This window comes from Mesorhizobium sp. LSJC285A00, assembly GCF_000503155.1.
Taxonomy (GTDB): Bacteria; Pseudomonadota; Alphaproteobacteria; order Rhizobiales; family Rhizobiaceae; genus Mesorhizobium.
The window spans coordinates 116371-130269 of sequence record NZ_AYVK01000027.1; the positions used below are offsets into that span (position 1 = coordinate 116371).

Genomic DNA, 13899 nt, shown 5'->3' on the forward strand with positions numbered 1-13899 from the left:
CGCGCCGTAACCGCTGGCTGCTATTTTCCGAGCACCAGGCTCCAGTAGCGGATGGCGCTGTCGCGTCCGTCGCGTACATAGGCGAGGCCGAAGCGGCTGAAATCCGGATCGAGCATGTTGCGGCGGTGGCCAGCCGAATGCATCCAGATGTCGAACAGTTTCTGCTGGTCGAAGCGGCCCTCGGCGATGTTCTCGGCGGCGGCGCCCCGCACCCCATTGTCCTTCATCCGCGACGCGAAATCCTTTCCCCAGCCCGTCGTGTGGCTCATGCGTTCGCGTGAGGCCATATAGCCGGCCTGCTGCCGAGCGGCCTGCTCGAGCTGGGCGTCCGGCACCAGCGCCGGCAGTCCGGCCGAAGCTCGGATGCCGGCCAGCGTCGCGGTGGCCGAGGACGACACACCGGCGCCTTCGCCGGTCGGCACCGAGACCGTACTGCAAGCAGCGAGGCCGGCCATGGCTGCAAGGCCGATCAGCAGCAGGCGCCTGTTTGGTTTTGGACTTGCTGCGCCAGAGCGGGTTTGCGCGAGCGGATGATTGGTGGTGCAGATCATTGTCATGCCTGCCTGACTTAGCCGCGATCATGGCTTTTGCCGGGCAGGGCTGGAAAATCTCAATCGCTGGCCTCCGTGCAGGTTCGGCCGGCCGATTCGAATGGGAAGGTCGGCGGCCGATGTAGTCTCGGCGCGCTGCGTCCGATCAGCGTTGCGCGTCGGTCGCCATTTTAAGCGCCAGCGCGGCGAGCACCGTGCCCATCATCCAGCGCTGGATGACCATCCATAGCGGCCGTCCGGCAAGGAAGGTGGCGATCGAACCGGCCGTTACCGCGATGATGGCATTGGCGGTCAGGCTGATCGAGATCTGCGTGGCGCCGAGCACCAGAAGCTGCGACAGCACATGGCCGTTGCCCAGCGAGATGAACTGCGGCAGCAGCGACAGATAAAGCACCGCCACCTTGGGATTGAGGAGATTGGTCATCAGGCCCATCGCGAACAGCTTGCGCGGCCTGTCCTTCGGCAGTTCGCGCACCTGGAATGGTGAGCGCCCGCCGGGCCGCACCGCTTGCCAGGCGAGCCATAGCAGATAGAGCGCGCCGGCAATGCGCAGTGCGTCATAGGCAAACGGCACGGCAAGCAGCAGCGCGGTGATGCCCAGCGCAGCCGATACGACATAGAACAGAAAGCCGGCCGCCACGCCGCCGAGCGAGATCAGCCCGGCCTTGGGGCCTTGCGACAGCGAGCGCGAGATCAGGTAGATCATGTTCGGCCCGGGCGTCAGGACCATGCCCAGGCAGACCAGCGCGAAGGCGAGATGGTTGGCGGTTTCGGGCACGGGCAATCTCCGGGAAGAGTGACGATACCGAGCACGCGTTTTGACTCACCGCAAGAGCATGATGGCCGGAGCCTTTGCGCCAGCGTCGACAATTGGCGAAAGCGGCGAAGCCGTCAATTTCCCCCGCAAGGGGCAAGATCAGCAGCTTGACCCTCAGCTCACCACGCGCAGGTTCGAGAGCTCGTTGGCGATTTCCTTGAAATTGTCGGACAGCGTGGCGCCGGTCGCGTTCCAGAACAGTTTTGCAGGCTTGCTCGGGTCGGTCGGATCCTTGCGGAAGCGCGAGTCCGAAGAGCACGTCTTCAGTGCCTCCATCGCGCTCTTGTCGCCGGCGTCGGTCGTCGACATATCGAGCGCCACCGTCATCACCATGATGTTGGCCGCCTTGGCGTTGTTGCACAGCGTCGCCATCTGCTCGTTGAGCGCGGCGGTGTAGTTGCTCGACGAATAGTTGAGCTGGCCGATGGCGCTCGACGTGCCGCCGAACAGGCGGGTGACCGCAGTGCCGTTGTAGCCGACGCCGGTATAGCCATAGGCGGCATAGGTCGACTTGTTGCCGGCGGGATCGCTGCTGGGCACCGCATAGGTGTTCTCGCCGTCAGTGAGCACGATGACCACCTTGTCGTTGCCGCGCTCCGTCTCAGGACGTCCTCCTGTGAAAGGCTCCGTGCTGGAGACGGTGCGCCAGCCCCAGGCCATGCCTTCCGGCACATTGGTGAAGCCGTTCGGCGCCATCAGGTCAATCGCAGCCTTGATCTTGGTCAGCCCGGCGGTGTTGGAGACGTCGGTCAGCGGCGTGATCGGTGTCGTCGTGCAGCTGTAGTTAGGACCGGCACCGGCCGACAGCACCGGAGCATTGATCGGCCGTGGCTGGAAATACTTGGCCATGTTGGACTGCCTGGTCTTGCCGGTGGTGCTCGCCGGATCGTCGTTCCACCAGCTGTTGGCTGCGCCATAGGTCTTGGGGGCCACCTCGTCGGGGTCCTGCGTTATGTACCAATGATTGCCCGGCTCGTCTGGCGCGAACATCGGCACGAACATGGTCGCGGGATCGCCGACGCCGGTGCCGGTGTTGTTCGGTCCGCCGGAGGCCGGCGCGTCGGTGACATTATAGGGGTAGGGACGGACCTCGACGCAGCCCTGCCAGCTGGCGAACGGTCCGTATGTGTCGTTGTAGTCGTATTCGTTGTGGCTGTCCGAGCATGTATGATTGGCGCGATATTTGTCGCACACCACGCGTTTGCTGCCGACGATGCGCTCGTGGCTGGTGACCACCTTCATGTCGCGGTAGAGCGAGAAGCGGGTCAGCATCTGCCCCTCCTGCTCACCCCAGCCAGTGCCTTTCTTGTACCAGATGCCGCCGATCTTCTGGGCATATTTGTCGGCTGCATTAAGCGTGGACCAGGCGAAATTCTCGTTGTGGATGGGCGACAGCCCGTAGGCGTCGATCCATGACGCGTTGTCGTTGCTGGCGCCGACATTGACAGAGGCGGCGAACGGCACCAGGCTGAACTGGACCGGCTTGTCGATCTGCTTGATCATCGCGGCCTGCAAGGCAAGCGTGTCGACCAGCTGCTTGGCGGCTTGCTTGAGAAGGTCGATGCGCTTTTGTCCGGCACCCGTGCCGGTGTTCGACATCGACCCCGAATTGTCGAGCACCATAGCCACTTCCAGCGTGTTCTTCAGCCGGACTTGCGAACACACGGAGTAGGTGACGTCTGCCGACGTCCTGCCGATCAGCATCGCCGCTGCCGGCAGGAAATAGGGCTTGTAGACCAGGCTGGCGCACAGCTTGACGATGCCGCCGCCGGTCGTGCTGCTGGGCAGCGTAACGCTGAGCGTCGTGTCGGCAGGATCGACATCGTTGAGGTTTGCCTTGAAGAAGTCGAGCGCATAGGCCCGCAACTGGTCGTCGGTGGCGCCTTCCACCAGCCGGCGCGCGGTGGCGAAGTTGGCGGCGTCGAGCGCGTTGACCACCCTCTGCTTCTCGCTGACCACGCCGGTGTAGTCGACAGCCATTGCCACGCCGCCCATCAGTGGCACCATCGCCACAACGGTCATCAGAGCGTAATTGCCGCGGCGGTCACGCCAGAAGTCACGCCGGAATGTGCGCCAGAGTTCACGCATGTGATGTAAGCGGCCCCGCCTGCGGATTCTTCAATGCCGCCACAGTTTCACAAAACGTTGAAGGACGGGTTTGGGAAACTGCTCGATTGCGCGGATAGCGCTTCACCAGGCGCTAACCAAATGCACGGACACGTGAGCAACGCCGCAACAAAACGCCCCGCGAGGCGGAGCGCCTTGTTCGAAAGATCGCGCCGATCAGCTGACGATGCGCAGGTTCGACAGTTCGTCGGCGATTTCCTTGAAACTTTGCGACAAGGTGGCGCCGGTCGCGTTCCAGTACAGCTTCGCCGGCTTGCTCGGGTCGGTCGGATCCTTGCGGAAGCGCGAATCCGAGGAGCATTTCTTGAGCGCGTCTATGGCAGTCTTTTCCGCCGGCTTGGTGGTAACCAGGTCAAGCGAGACCGTCATCAAGAGAATGTTCGAATTCTTCGCATTGGTGCAAAGCGTTTGCATCTGCTGGTCAAGCGCGGTTGTGTAGTTGGCCGCCGTATAAGTTGTCTTGGCGACGGTCGTGTTGACGAACAGGCGGGTCGCAGGCTCGACTGGCTTCGGAAAATTAGGGCCGGTGTAGCCGTAGGCGGCGTAGGTCGATCCATTCTTGGCGTAGTTGCTGGTCATGTCGTTGCTAGGGCCGATGCTATAGGTGTTTGCGCCGTCGGTCAGGACGATGACCACTTTGTCGTTGCCTCTTTCGGTGTTCGGCCGGCCTTGCGTAAAAGGCTCGTTGCTCGACACCGTCCGCCAGCCCCAGGCCAGCCCTTCCGGCACGTTGGTGTTGCCCGTCGGGGCCATGGCATTGATGGCATCCGTCAGGATTTTCTTGCCATCGGTGGTGGTTATGTCCTGCAACGGCGTGATCGCGGCGGTCGTGCATGCCGAATTGGGTCCATCATCGGCCGCAGCGGCTGCTGCGTCCCAGGGCTTTGTCAGAAAATACTTTCGCATATCCGCTTGGCGTTTGGGGACAGTCAGCGTGTCGGAATAATCGATCCACCAATTGTTCGCGTAACCCCACGTCGATGTGCTGGTGCGAGTTGTGTCGGTCCAGAAATTGCCAGCTTCGTCCGGCGCGAACATCGGCACGAACATGGTGGCGGGCGTGCCCGTGGTCGGCGATGTGTCGTCGTCATTATAGGGATACGGCCTCGCCTCCACGCAGCCCTTCCAGGCTTCGTATTTGGCGACGACGGAGGTCTTGCAAGTGCCGTTCGGGTTTTTCGTCGTACAGGTCGTTGCCATCATGTCCTGATAGAGAGTGAAACGCGTCATCTCCTTGTCTTTGTCAGTGCCCCAGCCCGTGCCGCGCTGGTAGTAAACGCTGCCTACTTTTTCGATCCATTTGGTGGCATTTGCCGCCGCTGTCATCGTCGACCAATCGAAGTTCTGATGATGGATCGGGGAAATGCCGGTCGTGTCCAGCCACGTCGGCAATGGAGCCGGGGGGATCGGAGCGCCGACATTGACCGACGCAGAAAACGGGACCAGCGAGAACTGCACCGGCCTGGTGACCTGCCTCATTTGTGCGGCTTGGAGCGCCATCGTGTTGACAAGCTCGGTAGCGGCCTTCTTGAGCAAATCTATTCGTGGCTGGCCGGTGCCGGAGCCGTTGATGCTCATGGAGCCGGAATTGTCGAGCACGAGAGACACTTCCAGCGTGTTTTTGAGGCGGATCTCCGAGCATGCCGACGTTGTGACGTCGGCGGCGGTTCTTCCGATCATCATGGCCGCTGCCGGCAGGAAATAGGGGTGATACGTCAATTCGGCGCACAGCTTCAGCGTGCCACCACCTGCGTTGTTGTTGGGCAGCGTCACCGTCAGCGCCGTATCGGCCGGACTGACGGCTCTGAGATTGGCCTCGAAGAAATCCTTCGCATAGGCCTTGGATGCCGTGTCGGTCGCCCCGGTGACGATCTGCTGTGCCGTGGCAATTCCGGCGGCATCCAGCGCGTTCAGCATGTTCTGTTTTTGGCGCAGGAGGTCGGTGTAGTCGATGGCAATCGCCAGCGCGCCCATCAAGGGCACCATGGTGATCACTGTCATCAAGGCATAGTTGCCGCGTCTGTCGTTCAGAAATCTGCGGATCATGCCTTCAGCACCCCTGCCAGGACCCAATATCGGTCCGAAGATGCCCACAAATCGTTAAATTTCAGGTTGCTGAAATGCGTTCAACATAGGCCCATCTTTTCAAGGCTCGTTAACCACTCGGCCCTGGTGATCAGCGGTGCGACATTGTTTCGATCGACCGAAGCTCGGAGAAGGGTGGTTCCTGCCTGTGCAACCTTCGATCAGCCCGTTGCGCAACAGCCTGGCAAGTGCCGAAAAGCTGGTGACAGGATGAAACGCTTCGGTTAATGCGGGGCCGGTTGCGGCGGACCGTCGGCTGCAGCTCTCGCAATGATCGTCACAGCAGGAAAACGGCATGGCGGATTCGCCTGACATCATCGGCTCGCTCGCGGATTTGTCGGGCGCCTACTCGGCCATCCTGTGCGATGTCTGGGGCGTGATCCACAATGGCGAATGGCATTTTCCGGCGGCTGCCGAAGCGCTTGCCGCCGCGCGTGCGGCGAAGGTCCCGGTCGTCCTGATCACCAACTCGCCGCGCCGCAATGCCGATGTGGTGGCGCAGATGAATGCGATCGGCGTTCCCGCCGCCGCCTACGATCGCGTCGTCACCTCAGGCGATGTGACCCGCGACCTTATCGCCGAAGGCCCACGAAAAATCTTCCATATCGGCGCCGACCGCGATTTCACCCTCTATGACGGTCTGGACGTCGAGCTCGTCGAGGAGTTCGAGGCCTCCGGCGCGGTCTGCACCGGGCTGTTCGACGACGAGGTGGAAACGCCTGAGGATTACGCCGATCTGCTGCGCCGGCTGCGCGCCAGGAACCTGCCTTTCATCTGCGCCAATCCCGACATCGTGGTCGAACGCGGCGAGCGCATGATCTGGTGCGCCGGCGCCTTGGCGCGCGACTATGCCCAGCTTGGCGGCCGCACGCTGATCGCCGGAAAACCTTATGCGCCGGTCTATGACGTAGCGCTGCGGGAGGTTGCCGTGCTTCTCGGCCGAGACGTCGCGCGCACCGAGGTGCTGGCCATCGGCGACGGCATGATGACCGACGTCAAGGGCGCCGCCGACAACGGCATCGACGTGCTTTACGTCTCGGGCGGCATTCACGCGCGCGACTATGGCGATCCCATGCAGCCGGACCCCGCCAGGCTTGCAGCCTTTCTGCAAAAGCACGGCTACCGGCCGGTCGCCGTCATTCCGAGACTGCGGTAGGGTTGCTGCATGAGCGCAGCTTTCGAACACATTTCAGCAACCGCGCCGCTGCCGCCGCATTTGCGCGGCGGCGTGGTGGCGATCGGCAATTTCGACGGCGTCCATCGCGGCCACCAGGCGGTGCTCGATCGCGCGCTTGCCGAAGCCGGGCGGCGCGGCGTGCCGGCGCTAGTGCTGACCTTCGACCCGCATCCGCGCAAGGTGTTCAGGCCCGATATGCCGCTGTTCGTATTGACGCCGCCGCGGATGAAGGCGCGGCTGCTGTCGCATCTGGGCTTTGCCGCACTCGTCGAACAGCCGTTCACGCGCGCCTTTGCCGGCCTGTCGGCCGAGGCTTTCGTGACCGATGTGCTGGAGACGAACCTCGGCATCATCCATGCCGTCACCGGCTTCGATTTTCACTTCGGCAAGGACCGGCAGGGCGGTCCTGCGTTTCTGATGGCGGCAGGCGAGCGCCATGGTTTCGGCGTCACCCTGGTCGACGCCTTTCGCGACGAGGGCGCCGAGGTGGTGTCGTCGAGCCGTATCCGCGAGCTGCTCTGCGAGGGAGAGGTCGCCGAGGCCGCAGGCCTGCTCGGCTACCGCTTCACCGTCGAAAGCGAAGTGATCGGCGGCCAGCAGCTCGGCCGCACGCTCGGCTTCCCGACAGCCAACATGAGGCTTTCGCCGGAAACAACTCTGAAGGAAGGGATTTATGCCGTCCGCTTTCGCCGCGCCGACGGCACGCTCTATGATGGTGTCGCCAGCTTCGGGCGTCGCCCGACTGTCGACGACAATGGCGCGCCGCTGCTCGAAACCTTCGTCTTCGACTTTGCCGGCGATCTTTACGGCGAGATCTGCGACGTATCGTTCTTCGGCTTTTTGCGCCCCGAGGTGAAGTTCGATGGGCTCGATGGGCTGGTGGTACAAATGAAGTGCGACGAGGCGGAGGCGCGCGCGCTGCTGGCCGGCGTCAGGCCGCTTTCGGATCTGGACGGCGCCATCGCTTTTTGAGCCTTCCGGCCGCTTACCTCTTCAAGCCCCTACTTCTTCAACGCCAGTCCGAGAGCGATGAAGCTCCAGCCCTGGAAGATCAGGTCGATGGCCAGGAACAGGCCGAGCACCCACAGGCTGTTGACTGGCCAGCCCATGGCGATGGTCAGCCCCGCCAGCACGCTGATCAGGCCCGCCGCGACGACCCAGCCCCAGCCCTTTTCCGGTCGGTGGCTATAGCCGACCCAGGCCCTGAGCGCGCCTGAAGCGACCAGCGCCACCGCCAGCAGCAAGGTCAGCACCGTCGAGGCCAGCAGCGGATTGTCGAAGGCAAAGAAACCGGCAACGGCATAAAGTAGACCGCTGAGCAGCCAATAGAAGAAGCGACTCCAGGTCTTCACGCCGAAGGCATGCACGATCTCGATGATGCCGGCCATCAGCATCAGCCAGCCCACGACATAGACCGAGGCGACGGTGGCGATGAACAGATTGCCGAAGGCAATGCCGCCGAAGATGAGCAGCAGCACGCCGAGCGCGACGAACCACCCCCATTTGTCCCGTGTCCGGCCGATCGCATCTTTCAGGGTATCACCGTGCAGGGTCATTGCTGCATCTCCTCGAAATCGCCTGGCACCTTGCCGGGAGGTTAGCCCCGGCTATAGCGGACGTCCAGCCGATGGCGACGGCTAGTAAATAAACAAAGCGTCGGTGGCTTGAGGTTCGCGCGTACGTGTCAATTTATGGCAGCCCAGCCAGTCACAAGGACGAGGACAAGCGTGACGATCGCTCCAGAGACGTAGACGATCGTTCTGACACTGCCACCCTTGGCGGCATTGCCGCCGCGTAGGTAAACCCCTAGGTGAAGCAGGCGTATCGCCACATGAACCCAGACAATGGTCGCCAACGTGGCCGACCCAACGCCAACCATCATGGCCAGCACCGCCGGGACGACAAAAGGCGCCAGCGCCTCGACCGAGTTCATATGCACGCGGTCGATCCTGTAGAGGAGATTGGCGTCGTCGGCCGGGATCACCGGACCGGAAAGCGCTCCGGCAAATCCCTTGGACGAACCCGAGTAAACCGCCAGCGCGACTGACAAAAGACAGAGGATCAGTACACCGAGGATGCTTAGCCAATAGGGTTCCATAGTTGTGCTCCTTCAGGTCACTTTGCCGGCAAAAAGATCTTGGAATCGCCTGAGATACAGCGGCCAGCCTTGATCACCGTCAATCCCAAAGCGCACGCCTTCCCAGCCTTCGCCATGACGTTCGAGATTGCGATGCTCGATCTCGACGCGGGTCCGGCTATTCGTCTCCGCCGTAAACCGGACTTCCCACTCGCTGGTCCTGTCCGGATTGGTCTCGATCTGCCATTGAGGGCTGATATCCCAACTCAGAAGCAGTCGGTTCGGCGGCTCGTAGGCCAGCACCCGTGCCCAGCGGCACTCGCTGCCATCCACACCGCGGTCGTAGACGTGACCGCCAACGCGGGGTTCGAAGATCGTCTCCGCGATCGGCACGGCAAGCAGGTTATGCTCTTTGGGTTTGAAACTGCCGAAGTCCTCGGTGAAGACCTTGAAGGCATGCGCGATCGGAGCCTCGACAAGGATGGAGTGCCTCACGGGCGGTTGATGCGTGCTCATTCCTGCTCCTTCAAGGGCTGTTCGACGACCACTTTGTAGGCCGCCAAGGTCTTGCTCCAGAACCGGTCGAGTTCGGCGCGCAGGCTGGCCAAGCCTTCCGGATCGACCCGGTAGATGCGTTGCTTGCCGAGCCGTGTGTTGGCCACGAGGCCGGCGTCCTTGAGCACCTTCAGGTGCTGCGAGACCGCCGGCCGGGTGACAGGAAGCGCACGAGCCAATTCCCCGACCGAACAGGGTTGTTCGACCAGCAGTTCGAAGATCGTCCGCCTGGTCGGGTCGCCAAGCGCTGTCCATCTGTTCATGTTAGTCTGCACTAACGCGAATTTAGGCAACCTCGCTTTTTCTGTCAACTCGCCACAGGCCCGGCGGCGCCCTGTTCAAATGGGCCACAGCGCAAAAAACAGGGTCGCAGTTGCCGCCACTGCTGTAGATTTTAAGTCAAATTTTACCGAACCGGCGCCATGGCTTTGGCTGCCGGATGTTCTCTCCGTTTTGTTTCGCGTATGGGTGATGATGCGTATTGTCTGGACGATTCCGCTGTTTCTCGCCTCGGCGCTGCTCACTGTGTCCACCGCCAATGCGGGCGAGGGTGCCTTCGGCTGGATGTCCGGCGACTGGTACCTGACGCTTGGCGCCACCGGCATGGTCGCGCCGAAATTCGAGGGCTCCAACAGCTATCTGCTCAGCGCATCGCCGATCATCTCGCTGGGCAAGGCCGGCCCGGCCGCGCGCTTTAGCTCGCGCAACGACAACATCTCGCTGGCGCTGGTCGACGATGGCGGCGTCCGCGCCGGCCTGACCGGAAAATTCCTGTTTTCACGCGACAGCAAGGATGAACTCAAGGGCCTCGACCCGGTGCGCTGGGGCGGTGAGGTCGGCGGCTTCTTCGAATTCTACCCTACGGACTGGTTGCGCGCCCGCGCCGAACTGCGCCACGGCATCCGTGCCCATGACGGCTTTGTCGCCGACATCGCCGCCGATGCGTTCTATGATATCACGCCGACGGTGAGGATTTCGGGCGGCCCGCGCGTGTCCTTTGCCTCGTCGGGCTATTTCAACTCCTATTATGGCGTCAACGCCAAGGAGGCTGTGGCCTCGGGCCTGAGCGAATACCATCCTGGCGGCGGCCTGAAATCGGCCGGCCTTGGTGGCGCCATCACCTGGAACGTGACCGATCCGATGACCGCCAGCCTGTTCGGCGAATATGCGCGCCTGAAGGGCCCGGCCGCCGATTCCAGCCTGGTCAAGGAGCGCGGCGACCGTAACCAGTTCACGGTCGGCGTCTCGACCACCTATCGCTTCGACTTCGCGATGTAAGTGAATCGAACAAGAGACGCTTTATTCCTGCGGCTTTCTCCGTTAAAAGCCCGGCAATGACGAGCTTTTCACGCCTTCGCGCGCTGACGATACGAATTACAGGCCCGGTGTTCCGGGCGGCCTGAGCGCCGCCGGAGCCGCCGGGAGTTTTGCGCGCCCCCTCGCGCTTTTCCAATCATGATAGTTCACGCCCGAGCTTTTACGCCCGCCGGGCAATGCACATGGCAGACCAATGACCGACACTGTTGAAACGATCGACTATTCCAAGACGCTCTATCTGCCGCAGACGGATTTCCCGATGCGCGCCGGCTTGCCTGAAAAAGAGCCGCTGCTGGTCAAGCGCTGGCAGGATATGGACCTTTACGCCAAGCTGCGCGAGGCGGCCGCCGACCGCGAAAAATACGTGCTGCATGACGGCCCGCCCTACGCCAATGGCAACATCCATATCGGCCACGCGCTGAACAAGATCCTCAAGGACGTCATCACCCGCTCGTTCCAGATGCGCGGCTATGACTCCAATTACGTGCCCGGCTGGGACTGCCACGGCCTGCCGATCGAATGGAAGATCGAGGAACAGTACCGCGCCAAGGGCAAGAACAAGGACGAGGTGCCGGTCAACGAGTTCCGCAAGGAATGCCGCGACTTCGCCGCGAACTGGATCACGGTGCAGGGCGGCGAGTTCCAGCGGCTCGGCGTCGTCGGCGATTTCAAGAACCCCTATACGACGATGGCTTTCCACTCGGAGTCGCGCATCGCCGGGGAGTTGTTGAAGTTCGCCATGTCCGGCCAGCTCTATCGCGGCTCCAAGCCGGTAATGTGGAGCGTCGTCGAGCGCACCGCACTGGCCGAGGCCGAGATCGAATACCAGGACTATGAGTCCGACACGATCTGGGTGAAGTTTCCAGTTGTGTCAGGATTTTGGAGCGTTGAGCACTTTGTATCAGACGCTGCATCGTCCATGCGCGTTCCGGAAAGCGTTGCACTTTTGGACAACGCCCACGTCGTCATCTGGACGACAACCCCGTGGACGATCCCCGGCAACCGTGCCGTCAACTATTCGTCACGGATCGGCTACGGCCTTTATGAAGTTACCGCAGCCGAAAATTCGTTCGGTCCACAGCCCGGTGAGAAGCTGATCTTTGCAGATGCGCTTGCCGAAGACTCCTCGGCCAAGGCCAAGGTCACCTTGAATCGGCTTCGCAGCGTTTCGGTCGAAGAGCTTGGAAGCCTTACACTTTCACATCCCTTCAAAGGTCTCGGCGGTGGTTACGAATTCGCCGTACCCATGCTTGCCGGGGACCATGTCACCGACGATGCCGGTACCGGTTTCGTCCACACCGCGCCCGGCCATGGCCGCGAGGACTTTGATGCCTGGATGGATGCGGCATCGGATTTGCGCGCACGTGGCATCGATCCCGCCATCCCGTTTACCGTCGACGACGCCGGCTTCTTCACCAGAGACGCGCCGGGTTTTGGCCCGGATCGCGAAGGTGGCGCCGCGCGTGTCATCGACGATAACGGCAAGAAGGGCAATGCCAACCAGGCGGTCATCGACGAACTGATCAAGCGCAACGCGCTGTTCGCGCGCGGCCGGCTGAAGCATTCCTACCCGCATTCCTGGCGGTCGAAGAAGCCGATCATCTTCCGCAACACGCCGCAATGGTTCGTCTATATGGACAAGGACCTCGGCGACGGCACGACGTTGCGCAGCCGTGCGCTGAAGGCGATCGACGACACACGCTTCGTGCCGGCGGCCGGCCAGAACCGTATCCGCGCCATGATCGAGGAACGCCCGGATTGGGTCTTGTCACGCCAGCGCGCCTGGGGCGTGCCGATCGCCGTCTTTGCCGATGAGGATGGCAACGTGCTGAAGGACGAAGCCGTCAACCAGCGCATCATGGATGCTTTCGAACAGGAAGGCGCCGACGCCTGGTTCGCTGCCGGCGCCAAGGAGCGTTTCCTCGGCAATCACGATGCCTCCAAATGGAAGCAGGTGATGGACATCCTCGACGTCTGGTTCGATTCGGGCTCGACGCATGTCTTCACGCTGGAAGACCGTCCGGACCTGAAATGGCCGGCCGACGTCTATCTCGAAGGCTCCGACCAGCATCGCGGCTGGTTCCACTCCTCGCTGCTCGAAAGCTGCGGCACCAGGGGCAGGGCACCTTACGACACCGTCGTCACCCATGGCTTCACCATGGATGAGGAGGGGCGAAAGATGTCGAAATCGCTCGGCAACACCGTGGTGCCGCAAGACGTCATCAAGCAGTCCGGCGCCGACATTCTGCGGTTATGGGTGGTGACGACGGACTATTGGGAAGACCAGCGTCTCGGCAAGAACGTGCTGCAGACCAACATCGACGCCTACCGCAAGCTCCGCAACACCATCCGCTGGATGCTGGGCACGCTCGCCCATGACGATGGCGAGGAGGTGCCGCTGGACAAGATGCCGGAACTGGAGCGGCTGATGCTGCATCGGCTGGCCGAGCTCGATGAGGTCGTGCGCTCGGGCTACGACGCGTTCGAGTTCAAACGCATCACCCGCACTTTGCTCGACTTCATGGTGGTCGAGCTGTCGGCCTTCTATTTCGACATCAGGAAGGACGCGCTCTATTGCGAGGGACCCGCCAGCGTGAAGCGCAAGACCTCGGTGCAAGTGGTGCGCCACCTCTTCGACTGCCTGGTGAAATGGCTGGCGCCGATGCTGCCCTTCACCACGGAAGAAGCCTGGCTCGACCGTCATCCGGATGCTGTCTCGCTGCATCTCGACCAGTTCCCCGAGATTCCGGCCGACTGGAAGAACGAGGCACTGGCGGAAAAATGGCGCAAGGTGCGGCAGGTCCGCCGAGTCGTCACCGGCGCGCTCGAGATCGCACGCGCTCAGAAGGTCATCGGTGCCTCGCTGGAAGCCGTGCCGGTCGTGACCCTCGACGATGCCGCGCTTGAAGCCGCGATCGCCGATGTCGACATGGCTGAAATGGCGATCACCAGCGATCTCGTCATCGCCCATGGCAAGGCGCCGGAAGGCGCCTTTGCGCTCGACGATGTCAAAGGTGTCGCGGTGGTGGTCGAAAAGGCCGAGGACCGCGGCTTGGTCAAATGCGCGCGTTCGTGGCGCTATACCGCCGATGTCGGGCAGGACGTGGAATTCCCCGACGTGTCTGCCCGCGATGCCGCCGTGCTGCATGAACTCAAGGCTCTGGGACGTTTGTGACTGCTCATAAGCCGGAGC

At 62.2% G+C, this 13899-nt stretch carries 12 protein-coding genes; 4 read left to right on the forward strand and 8 right to left on the reverse strand.

What is annotated here, in order from left to right; translation table 11 throughout:
* Positions 1 to 20 precede the first annotated feature (20 nt).
* The 4 genes from X726_RS147605 to X726_RS147590 form a co-directional block, all read right to left on the reverse strand.
* On the reverse strand, positions 21 to 557 hold the full coding sequence (locus X726_RS147605; RefSeq protein ID WP_023682979.1) for a CAP domain-containing protein: 537 nt from the start codon (positions 555 to 557) through the stop codon (positions 21 to 23).
* A 139-nt stretch (positions 558 to 696) separates the two neighbouring features.
* Complete coding sequence (locus X726_RS147600; protein ID WP_023671530.1) at positions 697 to 1329, reverse strand: LysE family translocator; 633 nt, start codon at positions 1327 to 1329, stop codon at positions 697 to 699.
* Positions 1330 to 1482: 153 nt separating this feature from the next.
* Positions 1483 to 3456 (reverse strand): TadE/TadG family type IV pilus assembly protein, encoded by a 1974-nt coding sequence (locus tag X726_RS147595; protein ID WP_023671531.1) that lies wholly within the window; start codon positions 3454 to 3456, stop codon positions 1483 to 1485.
* A 195-nt stretch (positions 3457 to 3651) separates the two neighbouring features.
* The gene (locus X726_RS147590; protein WP_023671532.1) at positions 3652 to 5541 is read right to left on the reverse strand and encodes a pilus assembly protein; all 1890 of its coding nucleotides are present in this window, start codon (positions 5539 to 5541) and stop codon (positions 3652 to 3654) included.
* A gap of 334 nt (positions 5542 to 5875) precedes the next feature.
* Here X726_RS147590 and X726_RS147585 point away from each other — a divergent pair, with 334 nt between their 5' ends.
* Together X726_RS147585 and X726_RS147580 are read left to right on the forward strand one after the other, a co-directional pair.
* The gene (locus X726_RS147585; RefSeq protein ID WP_023671533.1) at positions 5876 to 6736 is read left to right on the forward strand and encodes a TIGR01459 family HAD-type hydrolase; all 861 of its coding nucleotides are present in this window, start codon (positions 5876 to 5878) and stop codon (positions 6734 to 6736) included.
* Positions 6737 to 6745: 9 nt separating this feature from the next.
* Positions 6746 to 7729 (forward strand): bifunctional riboflavin kinase/FAD synthetase, encoded by a 984-nt coding sequence (locus tag X726_RS147580; protein WP_023671534.1) that lies wholly within the window; start codon positions 6746 to 6748, stop codon positions 7727 to 7729.
* A gap of 29 nt (positions 7730 to 7758) precedes the next feature.
* Here the strand turns inward: X726_RS147580 and X726_RS147575 are convergent, their stop codons facing one another.
* The 4 genes from X726_RS147575 to X726_RS147560 all read right to left on the reverse strand — a co-directional run bounded on the left by X726_RS147575 (position 7759) and on the right by X726_RS147560 (position 9652).
* Positions 7759 to 8313, reverse strand: a complete 555-nt coding sequence (locus tag X726_RS147575) for an HdeD family acid-resistance protein (protein WP_023671535.1) — start codon at positions 8311 to 8313, stop codon at positions 7759 to 7761.
* 128 nt (positions 8314 to 8441) lie between these two features.
* Positions 8442 to 8855: an MAPEG family protein gene (locus X726_RS147570; RefSeq protein WP_023671536.1), complete on the reverse strand. Its 414-nt coding sequence runs from the start codon at positions 8853 to 8855 to the stop codon at positions 8442 to 8444.
* 12 nt (positions 8856 to 8867) lie between these two features.
* Positions 8868 to 9350, reverse strand: coding sequence for an SRPBCC family protein (locus X726_RS147565; RefSeq protein ID WP_023671537.1), 483 nt, complete (start codon positions 9348 to 9350; stop codon positions 8868 to 8870).
* Positions 9347 to 9652 (reverse strand): metalloregulator ArsR/SmtB family transcription factor, encoded by a 306-nt coding sequence (locus X726_RS147560; RefSeq protein ID WP_023671538.1) that lies wholly within the window; start codon positions 9650 to 9652, stop codon positions 9347 to 9349. Before X726_RS147560 ends, X726_RS147565 begins: the two co-directional genes overlap by 4 nt.
* Before the next feature lie 211 nt (positions 9653 to 9863).
* Here X726_RS147560 and X726_RS147555 point away from each other — a divergent pair, with 211 nt between their 5' ends.
* Positions 9864 to 10667 (forward strand): MipA/OmpV family protein, encoded by an 804-nt coding sequence (locus X726_RS147555; RefSeq protein ID WP_031215158.1) that lies wholly within the window; start codon positions 9864 to 9866, stop codon positions 10665 to 10667.
* 232 nt (positions 10668 to 10899) lie between these two features.
* The gene (gene ileS / locus X726_RS147550) at positions 10900 to 13881 is read left to right on the forward strand and encodes an isoleucine--tRNA ligase (RefSeq protein ID WP_023671540.1); all 2982 of its coding nucleotides are present in this window, start codon (positions 10900 to 10902) and stop codon (positions 13879 to 13881) included.
* The last annotated feature ends 18 nt before the right edge of the window (positions 13882 to 13899 follow it).